Consider the following 19,559-nt stretch of genomic DNA (forward strand, 5'->3'; position numbering starts at 1 on the left):
CAAATGAACTTAAACTATCGTTTTAAGTTAACAAGCTCTTGTAAAATTTCATCCGACGTTGTAATAATACGAGAGTTTGCCTGGAAACCGCGCTGTGCAACAATCATCTCTGTGAATTCTTCAGAAAGATCCACGTTGGACATTTCCATGAAGCCCGAGTTAACTGAGCCGATACCAGCTTGTGTACCTACTTGAACTAATGGGTCTCCAGAGTTAGCCGTTACTTGGAAATAGTTAGAACCTGTTTTTTCTAGACCCGATGCGTTAGGGAACTTTGCTAATAATGTCTGACCAGCAAACTGTAATTTACCATTTACATCCACATAATAGATCGAACCATCCTGTGAAATAGACATAGATTGCGCATTTGTTGGAATCTTAATTGGCGCAATTTCATCTGCAATAGTAATTGCCCCTTCTTCATATAGGTTATCCGTACCAATTGTACCCGCAGCTGTTTCCTTATCTGCATCGGCATTGCTTATTGCTGCTTCATCAACTTCATCATAAATCTCCGCATTTGGTAAACCCACTAAATATTTACCGTCGCCATTTACGACATAGCCATTGCGATCCATATAAAAGTTCCCGGCGCGGGTATAAAGTGTATTAGTAAAACCATTTTCAGTAATTAACCCCTCTTCATCTGGACCAACAACTGAATCTCCTACCATAAAGAATCCATCACCTGATATTGCCATATCTAACGTACGACCCGTAGTTTGCATTGACCCGGGATTATGGATCGTATCAATCGCAGCTAATTGAGAGCCTAAACCGACTTGTACAGCATTTACACCACCGCGCGTAGCAGATGGACCTGATGCCCCTGTCTGTGTTTGCGAAATTAAATCTTTAAAAATAGTACGCTCTTTCTTATACCCATACGTATTAACGTTTGCGATGTTATTCCCAATCACGTCTAATTTTGTCTGGAAGTTTTTTAAACCTGATATACCTGAATACATTGAACGTAACATAAAATGTCGTTCTCCCTTCGTTTTTCACATCTGTTTTTTAGTTCAGCCGTCTCGATCATTCAACGACTGTAGGCTTCCTTACTTCTGAAGGTCCGGCCTATAAAAGGATTGTTCCATCAATATTGGTAAATAGTTGCTGTTTTGCTTCATTACGATCCAATGCCGTAATAACCGTCGCATTTTTTGCACTTACAATTAATGCAGCCTGATCTAACAGGACTAACGGCTGCTTCACACCTTTATTTTTTGCCTCAAATACTTTTTCTGAAATTTGCTGCCATTCACGATCTGTTATAGAAATATTTCGTTCATTCAAACGTTCTGAAGCATGCTTGCTTATTTTTAATTCCTCACCGGTCGCCTGTTTTAAATGGTCCATAAAGGACTGCTTTGAAACTTGGTCTGTATGCTGCTTTACTACTGGCTTTATCGGTGGATGGTAAGGGATATGTTGAATATTGACTCGATTCATCAGCCCCCCCCCTTATTCTGTTACATTTTCATTTTGGGCTGTCTGAGAACTCACCGTAAATTGGTCTTTTGTCAAACGGGAACCGTCATTTAAAATGTATTCGATATTCACATTATTTGTTTTTATTGCTTCAATGATCGCCTCAACGACCTGATCTCCATCTGTATATTGAACGGTCTCTCCGATCAGCTGGCTTGCTTCTGCTAATGGATTTCCTGCTGGAACTGTCGGCTGTGTCTCACTCGTACTACCAAGAATCGATGAAATATTGCCTGGTTTAATTTCCTTACCATCAGCCAGTACAAACACGGCCTCACCACCAACAAATTTCAATTCTTTAATAGTGCCTGTTCCTTCGTTGTAGATCGGCTTATTATCCGCATCCACTTTGTCTGTAATCTCATGCCACTTCACTTCTTTGCCTACAAATGTTGTATAACTCATCAATTGTGACTGTTGCTGTGATTGAAGTAAATTCTCCATCGCTTTTGTCATATTCTGCATTTGTTCCAGCGATGAAAATTGGGCCATCTGAGAAATGAATTCTTTGTCATCCATTGGGCTTGTTGGATCCTGGTTTTGCAATTGGGTAATTAATATTTTTAGAAACGCATCTTTTCCGAGCGCACCGTTATCCTGTTTATCCGTTACTTTGAAATTTGCATTATTTGCCGGTAAATAATAATCATTTGAAATTGGGTTTGCCACTTATTCTACCTCCTCACTTAATAGATCTTTAAACGATAGACTTTCTTCATCTAGGGTATCTTCATTATTTTCTTGTTTTTCTTCATCTTTTTGACGGAAGAAATTATTAAAGAAGTTTTGATCACGCGCATTTCGATCGGCATCCTGTAAAGACTGTGCAACATCGATTCGTTCCATTTGAATATTCTGAGAGACGAAACCGGCTTTTAACTGGTTAATATTATTTTCCAGTAATTCTTTCCCCATCGCTGTCGTTGCCAATAATCGGGCAGTCATGATTCCATCTTTTTGAACTAATTCAATTCGAATTTGACCGAGGTTTTCCGGAAACAGTTTCAGAAATAATTTCATATTACCTGGCTGTCCTGAAAGCTGGCTGCGATTGATCAAGTTTTGAATTTCTTTTATTAATGCATCCGACTGTGCCGGCTTTTCAGCGGGTAATGTAACGGTCACGGTTTTTGTCTGTGTCACTTGCTGCTGTAAATGACCGGCTGTTTGCGTATCCGTTTCAACCTTTACGGTCGTCTGCTGGTTTTGAGTAGACTGTTGGCCTTGCTGTACTACTTGTTGGAAAGTTGTAGTTTTTACAGTACTCTGCTCTGTCCCAGCTGATTTCTGAGCTTCATTCGCCAATGCCAGTAACGCATCTTTTAAACTGGCTAATTGGATTTCCTGTTGATAGACAGTATCGACTTTACTTCCGGCCAATTGAGCTAACTTTAACAGCTGGACAATTCGCTGCAATTCTTTTGGTTGCACATTGTTTTGATCAGGCTTCTGCACAGCTGCCAATACTTCATTTAAAATATGCGGTGCCTGCTCTATAAGAGACCAAACATCCGTAATTTCTTGCTTTGCATCGCCTAATAACTGTTCAATAATTTGACTCAACTCCGCTTTTGTTATTCCTAAAAGCTCCGTTAAGTTATCTAAAGTCATTAGTTCGTCCAATGCGATTGGTGTACTTTCTTCACCTACTAATGCAAATAATCCCGACTCATCCATTTCAACACCTAATTGCTCAAGTAAACTTTCCAGTGAGTCCTCTTCTAAAATCCCGGAAATACTTTCAGCTAGCGGCGGTTCTGTCATTTCCGGTTGCTTGGCAGTTGGAGCAGATGACTTTGTAATCATCGAATTAAACACACTTCCAAATGCTTTTGAATCCGGCTTTTCTGATTTCACTATGTTTGGCTGGATATCTTGCTTCGGCATTTTTACTGTTTGTAACATTGCGATATTCATTTACTACACCTCCCTCCATTCAAGGACTATTGCTGTGATAAAAGCTCTGTATAGCGGGCAGCATCTGCCGGCTCCATTTTTGCGAAAATAGCTGATAATGTATCGGGTTTCATCTCCGACAGAATACGCACGCTTTCTGTATCACTCATTTCAACAAGTATAGGAGCTGCTTTTCTAGCAGACATTTTTTCGAAAGTAGACAGAATCTCTTTGAATTCTTTTTTCGTCTCTTCCTGATCACGCTGAAGTTTTTCAATTTCAAACAGCAATCGCTCCTGTTCGATTAAAAGCTCTTCCTTTTCAGTCGCTGATGCGTCAATTTGTGTTTGCAGCTGGGAAATTTGCGCTTCCTTCTCTTGAATTTCCGCTTGCAGCTCTACTACTTTTTGTTCATTTAATGAGCTGTTTTCTACTACTCCACCTTTTTCATCCGAGCTGATAAAGGGGATTTTCTCAATTGCCTCATCCGCTATTTTAAACACGTTATATTCCGTCATAGTTGAAATAATCAATAAAATTGCGATGAGAAACATGATCGGGATTAAAAATAGGTAGAAAAACTTTTTGAAAAAACCTGGAGATTGGCTTTCCAACTCCATTTCTTCCACTTGTTCCATCGTATTTTTTATTTTTTTTGCCACGGAATCACCTGATTTCCTTCTTGTAATACGCAATTGTTGAAAGCTCATCCAGCTGTATTGCTTCTATATGAAGTTGATCTTCTATAAATCTTTCATGATCTCTTTCACGCATTTTTTCATATTTGCGTACTTCCAAACTTTTTTCCAATAATTTTTGCTCATGCCAATTCATTTTTGCCCGTGCCTGTATTACTTTTTGCTGTGCATCCTCGATTGTTTTTTCCATACTATCGATAAATTTCGAATAATGGTTAATTTCATCAATGGATGATCCTATTTTTAACCGTTCCTGCTGATATTCGATTAAATCTTCTTTTTTCTTTAACAGGTCATACAGCTTTGTAGCAATTTCCTCAAAAACATGCACGGATTCTTTAAAAGCCAGTTCCGATTCCGTTTTTTCCTGATCTTTTACAACAAGAATTTTTTCAAAACGATAATTGTATTTCATAGTTAACGGGCACCACCATTCGATAATGCGATAATTTCATTGACTGTTTGATCGATCGAAATTTTATCTTTATACCCTTGCTTTAAAAATTCCGTAATGAGCGGCTCATACATAATTGCTTCATCGATTTCCTTTGATGTGCCGCGCTTATAGGCCCCGATATTGATCAGGTCCTCCGATTTTGAATAGCTGTAGTATAATTCCCGCAATCGGCTCGCTGCATGCACATGTTCAGGCTGTGCAATATGATTCATCAAACGACTTACACTTTTTAATACGTTAATCGCAGGATACTGGCCTTTATTGGCAAGATTCCGGTCCAGTACAATATGACCGTCCAAAATCCCCCGTACCGCATCTGCAATTGGTTCATTCATATCATCACCGTCAACTAGCACTGTATAAAATGCAGTAATTGTCCCATTTATATTCGTTCCTGACCGTTCCAATAATGTTGGTAATATTGCAAAAACAGATGGTGTATAACCTCTTGTAGCAGGCGGTTCACCGATTGCCAGTCCAATTTCGCGCTGTGCCATCGCAACACGGGTTACAGAATCCATCATTAACATGACGTTCTTTCCGCGATCCCTAAAATATTCTGCAATGGCTGTCGCGGTAAATGCCGCTTTAATCCGCATTAATGCCGGCTGATCACTGGTAGCCGCTACGACAACCGACCTTTGTAACCCTTCTGGACCTAAATCCCGTTCGATAAACTCCCGTACTTCACGTCCACGTTCTCCTACAAGCGCAATGACATTGATATCTGCTTCCGTGTTTCGGGCAATCATACCAAGCAATGTACTTTTTCCGACGCCCGATCCTGCAAATATACCTACACGCTGACCGCTGCCAACTGTTAGCATTCCGTCAATCGCCTTTACCCCGACCTCTAACTGTTCGTTAATCGGCGGACGACTTAAAGGATTTGGCGGCTCTTTTTCCGTTGGTACTGTCATTAATCCTTTTGGCAATGGTTGTCCATCAAACGGGTTACCCATCGCATCAAGAACTTTCCCAATCAGTTCAGGACCTACTTTCACTTCCAGCGGTGAGCCTGTCCCCTCTACAAGACAGCCAATCGAAATTTCCTTCAGCGAAGAGTATGGCATTAAAATCACAATCTCATCTTTAAAACCTACTACCTCCGCCAGCATAACTTGCGGACCGTTTTTCGATGTTTGAATATGGATTTTACATACGTCACCGATGGAACTTTCAGGACCTTGGGACTCAATCATCAAGCCGACAACTCTCGTCACTCTACCATACTTTTTAAATGTATTAAGATTAGGAATTTGTTCAACTAATTGAGCCATTTTCATCCTTATCATTCCTTACTTTCGATTAGTTCGTATAACTGTCTGCGAAGCTCCTGCAACTGTTCATCTATTGAAACGACGATGCGTCCATGATTTGTTTCGATATAACTTTCCGAATCTAGTAAATCTTCATTGACAAATACCATGAACGGAACATTTACCGGAAACATTTCCGCTAATTCCTTTTGTTGCTCTGTTACAATCGGATGATATTTTGGCGAAACATATAATTTAATTTCTTTCATTTCACGTGCTTCTTTTAAACCACGTCGTACAATGGAAACGAATATTTCATCGTCACGGTCAAGTGTTGTATGAATGATGCGTTCTGCAGCTGTTAATGCCAGTTCCAAAAGGACTGCCTCCTGTGACTCAATATAGGAAGCTGCATTTTTTTGTGCATTTGCCATCGCCTCATTTGCCGTTTGTAAAGACTGCTGCATCGTTGCATTTGCCTTTTGTACGCCATCCTCATACCCTTGCGCAAAACCGCCTTCATAAGCTTCCTGCTGAAGAATGATTTTTTCTTCTTCCCACGATTGCTTTAACGCTTCAATTTCCGCAAGCTGCTCTTTTCGATATTGCTCAAATTGGGCTTTTTGCTGTTCGATTTCATCATTTGCCTGTTCCAGCATTTGCTGACGTTCAGCTTCAATGTCTATTGTTTTTTGTTGTGACAATTCCTCTATACGTTCATCTTCCGTTTTCCCATAATGAATCGGCTCGAAGAAATTTTGAAGTTTAATTTCTACTATTGATGAATCTTCGGGTTGCTGTGCATTTGTTAAACGGATGATTTTAGACAATTACATCATCTCCTCCGCCACGTGCAATTATAATTTCACCTGCATCTTCTAAACGTCGGATAACTGCTACAATTCGAGACTGTGCTTCTTCTACATCACGCAAGCGTACTGGCCCCATAATATCCATTTCTTCACGGAATGTATCCGCCATGCGTTGGGACATATTGCGGAAAATAATCTCTTTTACTTCTTCTGACGAAACTTTCATCGATAATAATAAGTCTTCGTTTTCACAGTCACGAATAACACGCTGGATTGAACGATTATCGAGTGTAACGATATCTTCAAACACAAACATGCGCTTTTTAATTTCTTCGGCTAGTTCCGGATCTTGAATTTCAAGTGCATCAAGAATCGTTTTCTCAGTTTGACGGTCCACACCATTCAATACTTCCACGACCGCATCTACACCGCCTGTTTCTGTGTAATCCTGTGTAACAGTAGATGATAGTTTTCGCTCTAAAACGGACTCAATTTCACTAATGACTTCCGGAGACGTCGATTCCATAATTGCAATACGCTTTGCAATATCCGCTTGTACTTCCTGTGGTAACGAAGAAAGAATAACCCCCGCTTGCCCTGGTTCTAAATAAGATAGGATAAGGGCAATTGTTTGGGGATGTTCATTTTGAATAAAATTGAAAATTTGTGCCGGATCTGCTTTTCTGGCAAAGTCAAATGGTCTAACTTGTAATGACGAAGTTAAACGATTCAGTATCGCCTGTGCCTGTTCAGCACCTAATGCTTTTTCCAGTACCGTCTTCGCATACCCGATACCGCCTTGCGTAATATAATCCTGCGCAAGTGCAATTTGATGAAATTCTTCTATAATCTCTTCTTTGACAGTCGATTCCACTCTTTTAACACTTGAAATTTCCAGTGTCAGACGTTCAATTTCCTCTTCACTTAAATGCTTATATACAGAAGCCGAAACTTCCGGTCCTAGAGAAATTAACAGTAAAGCCGCCTTTTGCTTTCCTGATAGGTCTTTATCTTTCTTGGACACAGCGGAACCTCCTATTAATCTTCAGCAATCCAGCTACGCAATAGTTTCGCAAAATCTTCCGGCTTATCTTTAGCCATTTTCTCTAATTGCTTACGGCGTACAGTCGCTTCAGTTTCTTTTTCTTCGGAAATATCTTCTATTTCAATTAATTGCTGTTGCTGTTCTAAAATTTCCAGCTCTTCTTCATCTTGTTTACGTCGACGTGCACGCAACACATTAATAACTAGTAATATAATTGCAACAACTAATATACCGCCAATTACCCAAACCCACCATGGAATAACTGATTGTGGCTGATCTTCCGCTGTATCATTTCCTTGGAATTGCTGTACAGACACGACAATGCGATTTGCAATATCTTCGTCTGTCAGATTACCGGCAGCTTCTTGATCAATCGAAGTACGGACTATTGTCGATAAAATTTGTTCAATATCTGTGCGAACACCTTGATCGAACCCCTCTTCTGTATTTGGAGGGTCTACCATTACTTGAATACCCAAATTACGAATTTTGTAAGGACTTTCCTGTATCTCACGGCGAATGCGGTTAACATCATTGTTAATCGTCTCTTCTACTCGTTCATAATCGCCGTCACCGTTTGTTCCTTCTACATAATCCACAAAGTTATCTGTTACACTTCCCGCTTCAGTCGTACCTTCTGCAGCTCCTGCAGCACCGCCCGAGTAAGTTTCTGTAATACGTTGGGCACTTATTTCAATACCCTCCATATTCTCCTCATCAACAGGTCGGACCAGGTTTTCTTCGCGATTTTCTTTTTTAAAGTCAATATCGGCCGATACATTTACTACAACTTTATCCGGACCGATTAACGTACCGAGCATTTGCTGCACTTGGCGCTGCAAATCACGCTCAATTGTTTTCTTCACTTCCATTTGTCCAGTAACTGAATCGATTCCACCGTCTCCATTTTCTGCTGAAGCCAGATCATAATATTCAGAATACTGATTCATGATCGTGATATTTTCTTTAGGTAAATTCGGGATACTCATCGATACTAAATTAAATAATCCTTTAATTTGGTCGTCTGAGAACTTGTGTCCAGGTGCTGTATCCAATACAATTGCAGCCTGCGCTTCACCTTTGGCATCTTTAAGAAAGACACCTTCTTCAGGTAAAGTAATCATGACACTTGCATCTTTTACTCCTTCGAATTTCCGAACTAAATTCGCCAGATCCGTTTCGATCGTCGCTTGCTTAATTACGTTAAATTCATTGTCTGTCATCCCAAAGCCTGCGTTAGAAGTAAAAAAAGACGTGTCAATTTCCCCAGAATCAGGATAACCCTGGGCTGCTAATGACACTTGTAAGTCCTGTACTTGATTTTCCGGCACTAAAATTACTGTCCCGCCATTTGTCACTTCGTACGTTACACCTTGTGAAGCAAGCACTTCCGTAATTCTCCCTACTTCAGCTTGAGACATCTCAGGAAATAACTGAGCCATTGTCGTACGTGTTGAGAAATACGTAATTGCAGCTGCAATCGCAATAACAGCAACAAACGCCCCGATTAGTGCGCCTTTTTGATTTTTTGTACGACTTTGCCAGAAACCGGTTGAGTCGCTTTTAATTTTTGTAAGTCGTTCATTCATTATGAATCCTCCGCTTAAAGTGAATGCCCAACAATTCGTCAGTCGTTTTTCAAATCATTATACACTCATACGCATAATTTCTTGATAAGCTTCCACAGCTTTATTACGAACTTCAATTGTTGTGTTTAAAGTAACACTTGCTTTTTGTGCAGCAATCATCACTTCAAATAAATCAACATCTCCACCGTTAATTAATTTTTGAGTCATTGTATCCGATGTTTTTTGATGTTCAGTGACACTTGCAATCGCTTCTTTTAATGTATCCGCAAATTGCTGTTGGGCATTTGCAGGAGTCAGTTGATTCTGAACATTTACTTCATTCACAGATTGTGCAGGAGACATGAATGTTATTGGATTAATCGCCATTTAAATATCACCCTTTCCCGATTTCTAATGCTTTTGTCAACATGTTCTTATTGGCATTAAAAGCAGTAATATTGGCTTCATAAGAGCGGCTCGCCGAAATCAGATCAACCATTTCTTTTAATACGTCAACATTCGACATTTGGACATACCCTTCTGCATTCGCATCGGGATGTGATGGATCATACATCAATTTAAAAGGGGTTTCCGTATCTTCTTTAATAGAACTTACTTTAACACCGTTACCGACACCGTTTTTTTCCGTTTTTCCGATTGCCATATTTAAAAAGTTAGAAAATTGGCCTTCCTGCTCTTTTAATGTGACAGATTTTTTCCGGTATGGCTCCCATTCTCCATTTACTTGCTTCGCTCGCGTTGTATCGACATTGGCAATGTTGGAGGAAATTACATCCATTCGTAATCGCTGTGTCGTTAATGCAGAAGCTGTCGTATTCATACTATGAAAAATCGACATCGCTATCTTCCTCCTTTAACAACATTATTCAATGTTGAAAATTTACTGCTGACACGATCTATAAGCGCATTATAGTAAATGGTGTTTTCAGCCAGCTTTGCTTGTTCAGCATCCATGTTTACAGCATTTCCATTTGCTCTGCTGCGGAAGTTTTCATTTGAATACACACCGCTGCTTCCAATATTAATTTTAAAATCATAATGCCTCGCATCTGTGCGATACGCAGGAATCGTGGCTTGCTTTGCATTATTTAATACGTCTTTGAAGCTTACTTCTTTTGTTTTATAGTTTGGTGTGTCAACATTCGCTATATTTTGTGTAATTGCTTTATTTTTCAATGTTGCATAGGAAAGTCCCTTTTCCAGACTACTTATCGTCCCGCCAAATAAATCCAAATTTCTCACCTCGTTCATATTTCGCTAAATTTTGCGCACAGAAACTTAATAATACAATTGTAATTATATTAAACCTTAGTGTCTATCGACTTTAGACCCTTTCGAATAGTCACAAGGAACTATTTTTATGTTTAAAAAATAACAGTTAACTATATATTAGTTCAAATATTTTTCGACATTTCATTTTATCCTATTATTTAGACCTACGTAAACATTATAGGTGACAGAAAGTTATTATATATTTTTTTAATATAGATTTTCAAGCTGGAAGAAATACTATTTAATTCCTTAAACATCATACATTAAATCCCTTTATATTAATATTTATATATATACATTTCATAAATTTGTAACAAATCGTTTGTCATATGAATTCTATCACCATTTAGGTCTAAAAGATATTTATTTTTTAAATTTAACAAAGACCATATACCTAATTATATAATAAAAACTCTTAAAATACTCGTTCCAACTCTCGTTATTCGACAATATTCTGCATTTTCTTAATTAAAAATAAATAAAAAAACAGCAAGGAGGAAAACCTCCTTGCTGTGTATGAATATCTCTTACTTCATTTTAATTTCTGCTAAAGCGTTCAGGAACTTATCGTTTAATACTTTAATATACGTTCCTTTCATACCTAATGAACGTGATTCAATTACACCAGCAGACTCCAGTTTACGTAATGCGTTTACGATAACCGAACGTGTAATACCAACACGGTCAGCAATTTTCGAAGCAACTAGTAAGCCTTCGTTACCATCTAATTCTTCAAAAATATGCTCGATTGCTTCAAGCTCAGAATAAGATAATGAATTGATTGCCATTTGGACAACTGCTTTTGAACGTGCTTCTTCTTCAATTTCTTCTGATTTTTCACGTAAAATTTCCATACCAACTACTGTTGCACCGTATTCAGCTAAAATAAGATCATCATCTTCAAACTGATCGCTAATACGCGCTAACATTAACGTACCTAAACGCTCACCGCCACCAATAATAGGAACAATTGTTGTTAAACCTGATGCAAATAGGTCCTTATTTTCCACTGGGAATGCAGTATGTTCATTGTTAATATCTAAATTTGAAGAAGTTTCTGTAATATTAAATAAGTTTTGTGTATATTCTTCAGGGAATTGGCGCTCTTCGAACATTTTCTTAATGCGCTCATTCTCGATTTGTTGGTGAATTGAAATGCCAAGCAACTTACCTTTACGGCTTACGATAAAGACGTTACTTTCGATAATATCGCCTAAAGTATTGGCCATCTCTTTAAAGTTAACTGGTTTACCAGCAGATGCTTGTAACATTGCGTTGATTTTTCGTGTTTTTGTTAATAAATTCATTTCTGTTTCCTCCTACGGAACGTTTCGTTTTAATTCACTTAATATTCTAAAGGTTTTTACAATTTAAAGATACTAATTCAACTTATACTTAAAGAATAAATTGCGATAAATCTTTGTTTTTTACTATATTCGCCAATTTTTGATCGACATAGTTCGGTGTAATGTCGATATGAGCGGGTGCAATTTCCGAAGCTTCAAAGGAAAGTTCCTCAAGCAAGCGTTCTAAAATGGTGTGCAGTCGGCGTGCACCAATGTTATCTGTCTCCTGATTTACTTCTGTTGCAATTTCCGCAATACGTTCAATCGCTTCGTCCGTAAAGTTCAGCGTAACACCTTCTGTTTCAAGCAATGCTTTATACTGCAATATTAACGATTGATCTGGTTCTTTTAAAATACGAACAAAATCATCTTTCGTTAACTTTTCGAGTTCGACGCGAATCGGGAATCGTCCTTGCAATTCAGGAATAAGATCGCTCGGTTTCGATATATGGAAAGCACCTGCTGCAATAAAGAGCATATAATCTGTTTTTACAGTGCCGTATTTTGTCGTAACTGTGGATCCTTCCACAATCGGTAATATGTCACGCTGAACGCCTTCACGGGATACTTCCGCCGATGAAGAACCTTTGCTTGCAATTTTATCGATTTCATCAATAAAAATAATACCAGCCTGTTCTGCACGCTGGATCGCTTCACTAGACAATGCATCCGTATCGATCAGCTTGTTTGCTTCTTCTTGTGTTAATAAACGACGCGCATCCTTTACTTGGACTTTGCGTTTTTTTGTCTTTTTCGGCATTAAATTAGATAGCATATCTTGCATACCGTTCGCATTATCCATATTCATACCAGGCATTGCATCAAAAAGAGATGGGGCATTTTCCGTTACTTCTATTGTTACCCATTGCTCTTCTAATTTTCCGTCTTTTAAATCTTGGGCAATTTGCGCACGTCGTGTACGAATTTCCGGTTCATCCTGATTTGCTGTATCTTCTTGAGACGACTCTTTTTGTCCGAACAGCATTTCAAAAGGATTTTGCGTAAGCTTTTCTTTCACTTTAGAGGGTACAAGCAGTTTAACGAGTATATCATTCGCATTACGCTCCGCCTGTCCCTTTACACTTTCGAACATTTCATCCTTCACAAGTCGACGAGAAGCTTCTACCAAATCGCGTACCATTGATTCGACATCACGCCCAACATAACCAACTTCCGTGAACTTTGTCGCTTCCACTTTAATAAACGGAGCATTCGTCAGTTTTGCGATTCTGCGTGCAATTTCTGTTTTACCTACCCCGGTAGGTCCAATCATTAAAATATTTTTCGGTATGACTTCTGTTTTTAATTCTTCGCTTAATAAAGAGCGGCGGTACCGGTTACGCAACGCAACTGCAACTGCACGTTTTGCTGTTTCCTGGCCAACAATATGCCGGTTTAATTGTTCCGTAATTTGTCTTGGTGTTAAATTGATCACAGTCATTATAATACCTCCAAGATAATATTATGGTTTGTAAACACACAAATATCCGCAGCGGTCGTCAGCGCAGCCTCTGCGATTTCTTTTGCCGATAAATGATCGCCCGCATGTTTTTTTAATGCTCTGCCAGCTGATAATGCATAGTTTCCACCTGACCCAATTGCTAAAATGCCATCGTCCGGCTCAATGACTTCACCAGTACCTGAAACAAGGAGCAATGTTGATTTATCCATTACAAGCAGCATCGCTTCCAGTTGACGGAGCATTTTATCTCCTCGCCATTGCTTCGCTACCTCTACCGAAGCTCTTTGCAGGTTACCATTATATTCATTCAGTTTTGCCTCAAACATTTCGAATAATGTAAAAGCGTCCGCAACAGAACCTGCGAAACCTGCCAGTACTTTCCCATTAAACAGACGTCTGACCTTACGTGCCGTATGCTTCATTACAACTGCATTTCCCAATGTCACCTGACCATCACCAGCCATTGCGCATTCACCGTTGTGATGAATAGCGAAAATCGTTGTCGCATGAATTTGACCCATTCTTTATTTCCTCCTTAACTATGCTCGCGGATGACTATTCATATATGTCTTTCTTAAAGCTTCCTTCGTTACATGAGTATAAATTTGAGTTGAAGATAAATTGGCGTGCCCAAGTAATTCCTGGACTGTACGCATATCTGCCCCATTATTCAATAAATGCGTAGCAAATGTATGTCGCAACATATGTGGATAAATTTTCGTATGCATACTGGCATTGTCAATCATCTCACTTAATATATAACGCACACCACGGGTAGTAAGTTCGCCACCGCGCATATTGACAAAAACTTTCTGATGATTTTCCTTCTTCATTAATGTCGGACGGACTTGTTCTATATAACGTATAAGTGCATCATGCGCATATTGACCGAACGGAATAATTCGCTCTTTCCGGCCTTTTCCCATTACACGGACGATATTGTAATGAAAATCGATATCTGTCAGTTCCAAACTGACACACTCGCTCACACGCATTCCAGTCGCATAAAGAAGTTCCAACAGCGCCATATTACGAATTTGAATCGGCTCATCGCCTTCATTTTTCTCGAATAGTTCCTTCAATTCTTCCTCATAAAAAAAGCTCGGTAATCGCTCTTCCTTTTTCGGATGATAAAGTGAACGAAACGGAGCATCATCAATATTCTGTTCTCGATTTAAAAAACGGAAAAAAGAACGGATCGATGAGATTTTCCTGGAAATTGAAGTTCTTGCTTTTTGTTCATCATAAAGCTTTGTTACATATAGACGTGCATGGATATACTCAACTTCTGCAATTTTTTGGATACCCTCAGCGTGCAAAAATGCAAAAAATTCTTCTAAATCAGAAGTATATTCGCGAACAGTATGTAGGGAAAAGTTTTTTTCTAGTTGCACGTAGCGAATAAATTGATCAAGCTGACTTTGCAAATTTTCATCCATCGTGTATACCCCCTGTTATTGCAAAAGAGAAATGATGTTGTATGAATAAATATGTTCATTTTCCTACTAAAAAAACACACATATTGACACTATACCTATTATGAATACTTTTCAAGTAAAATTTGCTGGAGTTATTCAACTTCTTTGTATTATTCGACAAATTTCGCAATATCATGTCAAGCAATACTAATTTTTATAGCCATTTACAAAAAATCACCGCAAAATTAAAAGCCCCTAAAGTATAACAATCTTTAAGGGCTTTACGCAATTAAATTGCCTGATTATTAATAAAATTCTGAATCACTTCTAATGCGCGGTCAGCATGGCGTTCAGCACGCTCAGGCTTTGATTTGATGCGTTCGCCAAGTTCCGGGAAAATCCCGAAGTTCACGTTCATCGGCTGGAAGTTTTTCGCATCTGTATGAGTAATGTATCGAGCCATTGCACCTAATGCTGTTTCATGCGGGAAGTAAAGCAACTCTTGACCTAACGCCATGCGAGCTGCATTAATTCCGGCAATCAGACCACTGCCGGCAGATTCTACATAACCTTCAACACCTGTCATCTGACCGGCGAAGAAAAGGTTTGGACGTGCTTTCAACTGATATGTCTGTGTCAGCACTTTTGGAGAATTGATAAAAGTATTACGGTGCATTACGCCGTAGCGTACAATTTCCAAATTTTCTAAACCCGGAATCATCGAGAATACACGTTTTTGTTCCGGCCATTTTAAATGTGTTTGGAAACCTACTAAATTATAAAGTGTCCCCGCTGCATCATCTTGTCGTAACTGAACTACAGCATATGGACGCTTATCCGTTTTCGGATCTTCCAGACCAACAGGTTTCATCGGTCCGAATGTCATCGTTTTTTCACCGCGTGCGGCCATTACTTCAATTGGCATACACCCTTCGAAATACTTTTCTTTTTCGAATTCTTTTAGCGGTGCACATTCTGCTGTAATAAGCGCTTCACGGAAAGCGTCAAATTCTTCTTTCGTCATCGGACAGTTCAAGTATGCCGCTTCACCTTTGTCATAGCGTGATTTCAAGTACACTTTATCCATATTGATCGAATCTTTCTCAATGATCGGTGCTGCCGCATCATAGAAGTACAAATAGTCTTCCCCTGTTAGGCCTTGGATTTGTTTTGCCAATGCTTCAGAAGTTAATGGACCTGTTGCGATTACTGTAATGCCTTCTGGAATTTCAGTTACCTCTTCATTAATTACCTCGATTAACGGGTGGCTTTTCACCTTTTCTGTTACGATTCCTGCAAATTCATGACGGTCAACGGCTAACGCACCGCCGGCAGGTACAGAACTATTGTCTGCTGCTGCAATAATAACAGAGTCCAATTTACGCATTTCCTCTTTAATTACACCGACAGCATTTGTCAGTCCGTTTGCACGTAAAGAGTTTGAGCATACAAGCTCTGCGAATTTATCTGTATGATGTGCCGGTGTTTGTTTTACTGGGCGCATTTCATATAAACGTACCTTCACACCGCGCTTTGCAATCTGCCAAGCTGCTTCTGAACCGGCTAAACCTGCACCAATTACATTTACTACTTGTTGTGTCATTTTTGTTACCTCTTCATTTTATTGTGACGGTGTTTCTTCATAATCACATTCACTGTTAGTACACTGAATCTGAACACCTTTTTTCAATTTCTTCTCTACTAATAATGCACTACATTTCGGACAAGGTCTACTAATCGGCTTATCCCATGATACGAAGTCACATTCCGGATACTGATTGCATCCGTAAAAAATGCGCTTTGTTTTGGATTTACGCTCGACAATTTCACCTGTCTCACATGAAGGACATTTAACGTCGATCGGTTTTACAATCGCTTTTGTATTGCGACAATCCGGGAAGTTGGAACAAGCCATAAATTTCCCGTAACGTCCAAGCTTGAATACCATTGGCGCACCGCACTTTTCACAGTCTTCACCAGCTGGTTCATCTTTAATTTCGATTTTTTCCATCACTTCATCCGCATATTTTACCCGCGGTTCAAAGTCTTTGTAAAATTCATCGATGACATTTACCCATTGTGTAATGCCTTCTTCAATCTCATCAAGATTTTGCTCCATCTGTGCGGTAAATTCAATGTTGATGATCTCCGGGAAAAATTCCAATGTTGCTTGATGAACGATTTCTCCAAGTTCTGTTGGTACAAAGCGTTTTGCATCAAGCTGAACATAGCCGCGCTTTTGGATTGTATCCAGTGTAGGGGCATATGTCGATGGACGACCTATACCTAGCTCTTCCAATGTCTTTACTAGACGCGCCTCCGAATAGCGTGGAGGTGGCTGAGTGAAATGCTGTTTCGGTTCGATTTCAAGCGATTTCACTTTATCGCCGATTTCCATTTCAGGTAAAAGCTTATTCGTTTCTTCTTCCTGATCGTCTGTACCCTCAATATAAAGTTTCATAAATCCGGCAAATTTCACTTGAGACCCGTTCGCACGGAATAATACGTCATTGTTTTGCAAATCAACTGTTACAGTATCGAGTACAGCTGGAGACATTTGACTCGCGATAAAGCGTTCCCAAATTAAACGATACAGTCGCAGCTGGTCACGGCTTAAAATCGCCTTCAGCTCCTCTGGTGTGCGCATCGCACTTGTTGGACGGATCGCTTCATGGGCATCCTGTGCATTCGCCTTCGCTTTTGCCTGTTTTTGTTCTCCGGCAATGAAATCTTTGCCGTATTTTGTTTCGATATATGACTTAGCCTCTGTTTTTGCCGTATCGGAAATACGCGTCGAGTCAGTACGCATATACGTAATTAATCCGACTGCACCTTCTTTTTTGCTTAGCTCAATACCTTCATAAAGCTGCTGGGCAAGCATCATCGTCTTCTTGGCGCGGAAGTTTAATTTACGTGCGGCTTCCTGTTGGAGTGAAGAAGTCGTAAAGGCTGGAGAGGCATTGCGTTTCCGTTCTCTTTTTACAACATTCAATACTTCAAATTCTGAGCCTTTTATACCTTTTAATACATCTTTAACTTGTTGTTCATTTGTTAATTTAATTTTTTCTTTACCGTTTCCGTAATAAAAGGCATCGAATTGCTTTTTATTTTTTTCGAAACTTGCATCGATCGACCAATATTCTTCAGGCTCAAAGTTTTTGATTTCATTTTCGCGGTCAATAATCAAACGCAATGAAACGGATTGTACACGTCCTGCCGATAAGCCTTTTTTTACTTTTTTCCAAAGGATCGGGCTAATATTGTAGCCTACTAGACGGTCTAAAATACGACGCGCTTGCTGTGCATCGACTAAATCCATATTAATCGGGCGCGGATGCTTGAAGCTCTCTAAAATTGCTTCTTTCGTAATCTCGTTAAATACGACGCGGCAATCTGAATTAATATCAATGTTCAAAGCAGTGGCTAAATGCCATGCGATCGCTTCCCCTTCACGGTCTGGATCGGCTGCGAGATAAATCTTTTTCACTTTTTTTGCTGCTGTTTTCAGTTCCTGAAGTACCGGACCTTTACCGCGAATCGTAATATATTTTGGATCATAATTATTTTCGGTATCGATTCCCATTTGACTACGTGGTAAATCACGTACATGTCCAATCGAAGCTTTTACTTTATATTTTTTTCCTAAATATCGTTCAATTGTTTTCGCCTTTGCAGGTGATTCAACAATTACTAAATAATCTGCCATCTGTTGTCCTCCTTATAGAGGTATAGTTATTTTTCTTATATTCACGCACATGAAGCTGTCCATGTATGTCAAAGCTTTTCCTGTTGCAAAATGTATAACAGATTGGCTAATATTGCAACTTTTTTTCAACGCGAATTTGAAAACAATTGGATTTCCTCTAAGATTTGAAAGCCATCCCACACTGGAATTGCACCTTCTTTTATTAATTTATTTGTCCCTCGTGACTGCTCGCTAAAAATATTTCCCGGCACTGCAAAAACATCTTTTCCTTGCTCAAGAGCAAGCTCTGATGTGATAAGTGTCCCGCTTTTGAGTGCGGCTTCCGTTACGACCAGTGCTTCACACAATCCGCTAATAATCCGGTTTCGTGCAGGGAAATGCCATTTTTGCACACCTACATAGGGTGGATACTCTGTTATGAGTAAATGCTCACTTGCCATATATGCATTTAGCTCTTTATTTTGTGGAGGGTAGCTATGGAATAAGCCGTGACCTAAAACACCTATCGTCTTTCCACCATATCGGATTGTTGCTTCATGTGCAAGTCGGTCCGCACCTCTTGCAAGACCGCTCACTATGACATATTGCTCACGAATTAATGGTGGAAGAATGGATTTCAATACGTTTTCACTATAGCTAGTCGCTGCTCTCGAACCGATGACCGCCATCATTTTCGGTCTGTTCAGCAGCTGAACATCACCTTTCGCATATACAACAGCAGGTGCATCGTACAGCTGTTTTAAGCGTTCCGGATATAAAGGGTCCGTATAAGGAATGGGCGTAATATTATGTTGGTCATAATATATTGCCATCGACCTTTGTATGACCTCTTTATAATGTTTTATGAGCTGTGCGGCTTTTTCTTCTCTTATATTTAGCTGGCTCGCTAAAAATTTTGGCGAAATATGCAGTATTTCGTCGAAATCATCTGTAATTTCCATTAAATTTCGGACTTTTTCCCAGGAGAGAGGAAGAATATAATGCAGTTTCAATAATTGTTCATTTGCTGGATTGGTCATATCAACACTCCTTTTTAATAGAAGAAATTCAGATGACCGCAGTTTTAAGTGTGAGGTAAGCATCGTGTAAAACATAGTATTGCCAATGA

Annotated in this window: 20 protein-coding genes; all 20 read right to left on the bottom strand. The window is 39.4% G+C overall.

Translation table 11 applies throughout. The annotated features are described in order from the left end of the window. Window positions 1-14 precede the first annotated feature (14 nt). The 20 genes from CBM15_RS01005 to dprA all read right to left on the bottom strand — a co-directional run bounded on the left by CBM15_RS01005 (window position 15) and on the right by dprA (window position 19,470). On the bottom strand, window positions 15-980 hold the full coding sequence (locus CBM15_RS01005) for a flagellar hook-basal body complex protein (RefSeq protein ID WP_087615406.1): 966 nt from the start codon (window positions 978-980) through the stop codon (window positions 15-17). A gap of 97 nt (window positions 981-1,077) precedes the next feature. Next, window positions 1,078-1,452: a TIGR02530 family flagellar biosynthesis protein gene (locus CBM15_RS01010; protein WP_087615407.1), complete on the bottom strand. Its 375-nt coding sequence runs from the start codon at window positions 1,450-1,452 to the stop codon at window positions 1,078-1,080. A gap of 12 nt (window positions 1,453-1,464) precedes the next feature. Then, window positions 1,465-2,160 carry a flagellar hook assembly protein FlgD gene (flgD, locus tag CBM15_RS01015; RefSeq protein WP_087615408.1) on the bottom strand — a complete coding sequence of 232 codons (696 nt, stop codon included), beginning with the start codon at window positions 2,158-2,160 and terminating at the stop codon, window positions 1,465-1,467. After that, window positions 2,161-3,408 (bottom strand): flagellar hook-length control protein FliK, encoded by a 1,248-nt coding sequence (locus tag CBM15_RS01020; protein ID WP_087615409.1) that lies wholly within the window; start codon window positions 3,406-3,408, stop codon window positions 2,161-2,163. Window positions 3,409-3,434: 26 nt separating this feature from the next. Next, a complete protein-coding gene (locus CBM15_RS01025) occupies window positions 3,435-4,049 on the bottom strand; it encodes a MotE family protein (protein WP_239835805.1) in 615 nt (204 codons plus the stop codon). A gap of 4 nt (window positions 4,050-4,053) precedes the next feature. Next, a complete protein-coding gene (fliJ, locus tag CBM15_RS01030; RefSeq protein WP_087615411.1) occupies window positions 4,054-4,500 on the bottom strand; it encodes a flagellar export protein FliJ in 447 nt (148 codons plus the stop codon). A gap of 2 nt (window positions 4,501-4,502) precedes the next feature. Continuing rightward, a complete protein-coding gene (gene fliI, locus CBM15_RS01035; protein WP_087615412.1) occupies window positions 4,503-5,828 on the bottom strand; it encodes a flagellar protein export ATPase FliI in 1,326 nt (441 codons plus the stop codon). 5 nt (window positions 5,829-5,833) lie between these two features. Next, window positions 5,834-6,631 carry a flagellar assembly protein FliH gene (gene fliH / locus CBM15_RS01040; RefSeq protein ID WP_087615413.1) on the bottom strand — a complete coding sequence of 266 codons (798 nt, stop codon included), beginning with the start codon at window positions 6,629-6,631 and terminating at the stop codon, window positions 5,834-5,836. After that, window positions 6,624-7,637, bottom strand: a complete 1,014-nt coding sequence (gene fliG, locus CBM15_RS01045) for a flagellar motor switch protein FliG (protein ID WP_065216424.1) — start codon at window positions 7,635-7,637, stop codon at window positions 6,624-6,626. The genes fliH and fliG overlap by 8 nt, the downstream gene beginning before the upstream one ends. A gap of 14 nt (window positions 7,638-7,651) precedes the next feature. Continuing rightward, complete coding sequence (fliF, locus tag CBM15_RS01050; RefSeq protein WP_087615414.1) at window positions 7,652-9,247, bottom strand: flagellar basal-body MS-ring/collar protein FliF; 1,596 nt, start codon at window positions 9,245-9,247, stop codon at window positions 7,652-7,654. 57 nt (window positions 9,248-9,304) lie between these two features. Continuing rightward, a complete protein-coding gene (gene fliE, locus CBM15_RS01055) occupies window positions 9,305-9,613 on the bottom strand; it encodes a flagellar hook-basal body complex protein FliE (protein ID WP_065216426.1) in 309 nt (102 codons plus the stop codon). Between the two features lie 7 nt (window positions 9,614-9,620). After that, entirely contained in the window at window positions 9,621-10,085 is a 465-nt protein-coding gene (flgC, locus tag CBM15_RS01060; protein ID WP_065216427.1) for a flagellar basal body rod protein FlgC, read from the bottom strand. A gap of 2 nt (window positions 10,086-10,087) precedes the next feature. Further along, window positions 10,088-10,480: a flagellar basal body rod protein FlgB gene (gene flgB, locus CBM15_RS01065; RefSeq protein ID WP_087615415.1), complete on the bottom strand. Its 393-nt coding sequence runs from the start codon at window positions 10,478-10,480 to the stop codon at window positions 10,088-10,090. 566 nt (window positions 10,481-11,046) lie between these two features. After that, complete coding sequence (gene codY, locus CBM15_RS01070) at window positions 11,047-11,826, bottom strand: GTP-sensing pleiotropic transcriptional regulator CodY (protein ID WP_008403294.1); 780 nt, start codon at window positions 11,824-11,826, stop codon at window positions 11,047-11,049. A gap of 88 nt (window positions 11,827-11,914) precedes the next feature. Beyond that, window positions 11,915-13,306, bottom strand: a complete 1,392-nt coding sequence (hslU, locus tag CBM15_RS01075; RefSeq protein WP_087615416.1) for an ATP-dependent protease ATPase subunit HslU — start codon at window positions 13,304-13,306, stop codon at window positions 11,915-11,917. Continuing rightward, the gene (gene hslV / locus CBM15_RS01080; protein ID WP_008403296.1) at window positions 13,306-13,848 is read right to left on the bottom strand and encodes an ATP-dependent protease subunit HslV; all 543 of its coding nucleotides are present in this window, start codon (window positions 13,846-13,848) and stop codon (window positions 13,306-13,308) included. Before hslV ends, hslU begins: the two co-directional genes overlap by 1 nt. An 18-nt stretch (window positions 13,849-13,866) precedes the next feature. Continuing rightward, entirely contained in the window at window positions 13,867-14,766 is a 900-nt protein-coding gene (gene xerC, locus CBM15_RS01085) for a tyrosine recombinase XerC (RefSeq protein ID WP_065216430.1), read from the bottom strand. Window positions 14,767-15,034: 268 nt separating this feature from the next. Further along, entirely contained in the window at window positions 15,035-16,348 is a 1,314-nt protein-coding gene (gene trmFO, locus CBM15_RS01090; RefSeq protein ID WP_087615417.1) for an FADH(2)-oxidizing methylenetetrahydrofolate--tRNA-(uracil(54)-C(5))-methyltransferase TrmFO, read from the bottom strand. An 18-nt stretch (window positions 16,349-16,366) separates the two neighbouring features. After that, window positions 16,367-18,451, bottom strand: a complete 2,085-nt coding sequence (gene topA / locus CBM15_RS01095) for a type I DNA topoisomerase (RefSeq protein WP_087615418.1) — start codon at window positions 18,449-18,451, stop codon at window positions 16,367-16,369. A 125-nt stretch (window positions 18,452-18,576) separates the two neighbouring features. Beyond that, window positions 18,577-19,470, bottom strand: a complete 894-nt coding sequence (dprA, locus tag CBM15_RS01100; RefSeq protein ID WP_087615419.1) for a DNA-processing protein DprA — start codon at window positions 19,468-19,470, stop codon at window positions 18,577-18,579. Window positions 19,471-19,559: the final 89 nt, after the last annotated feature.

It is taken from the genome of Solibacillus kalamii, from assembly GCF_002174535.1.
Taxonomy (GTDB): Bacteria; Bacillota; Bacilli; order Bacillales_A; family Planococcaceae; genus Solibacillus; species Solibacillus silvestris.

Coding starts and splice junctions, on each gene's coding strand:
- fliI (WP_087615412.1), bottom strand. CDS start 5,828: ATGAAAATGGCTCAATTAGTTGAACAAATTCCTAATCTTAATACATTT.
- fliE (WP_065216426.1), bottom strand. CDS start 9,613: ATGGCGATTAATCCAATAACATTCATGTCTCCTGCACAATCTGTGAAT.
- CBM15_RS01005 (WP_087615406.1), bottom strand. CDS start 980: ATGTTACGTTCAATGTATTCAGGTATATCAGGTTTAAAAAACTTCCAG.
- CBM15_RS01020 (WP_087615409.1), bottom strand. CDS start 3,408: ATGAATATCGCAATGTTACAAACAGTAAAAATGCCGAAGCAAGATATC.
- fliF (WP_087615414.1), bottom strand. CDS start 9,247: ATGAATGAACGACTTACAAAAATTAAAAGCGACTCAACCGGTTTCTGG.
- CBM15_RS01010 (WP_087615407.1), bottom strand. CDS start 1,452: ATGAATCGAGTCAATATTCAACATATCCCTTACCATCCACCGATAAAG.
- trmFO (WP_087615417.1), bottom strand. CDS start 16,348: ATGACACAACAAGTAGTAAATGTAATTGGTGCAGGTTTAGCCGGTTCA.
- flgC (WP_065216427.1), bottom strand. CDS start 10,085: ATGTCGATTTTTCATAGTATGAATACGACAGCTTCTGCATTAACGACA.
- hslV (WP_008403296.1), bottom strand. CDS start 13,848: ATGGGTCAAATTCATGCGACAACGATTTTCGCTATTCATCACAACGGT.
- dprA (WP_087615419.1), bottom strand. CDS start 19,470: ATGACCAATCCAGCAAATGAACAATTATTGAAACTGCATTATATTCTT.
- codY (WP_008403294.1), bottom strand. CDS start 11,826: ATGAATTTATTAACAAAAACACGAAAAATCAACGCAATGTTACAAGCA.
- xerC (WP_065216430.1), bottom strand. CDS start 14,766: ATGGATGAAAATTTGCAAAGTCAGCTTGATCAATTTATTCGCTACGTG.
- topA (WP_087615418.1), bottom strand. CDS start 18,451: ATGGCAGATTATTTAGTAATTGTTGAATCACCTGCAAAGGCGAAAACA.
- fliJ (WP_087615411.1), bottom strand. CDS start 4,500: ATGAAATACAATTATCGTTTTGAAAAAATTCTTGTTGTAAAAGATCAG.
- hslU (WP_087615416.1), bottom strand. CDS start 13,306: ATGACTGTGATCAATTTAACACCAAGACAAATTACGGAACAATTAAAC.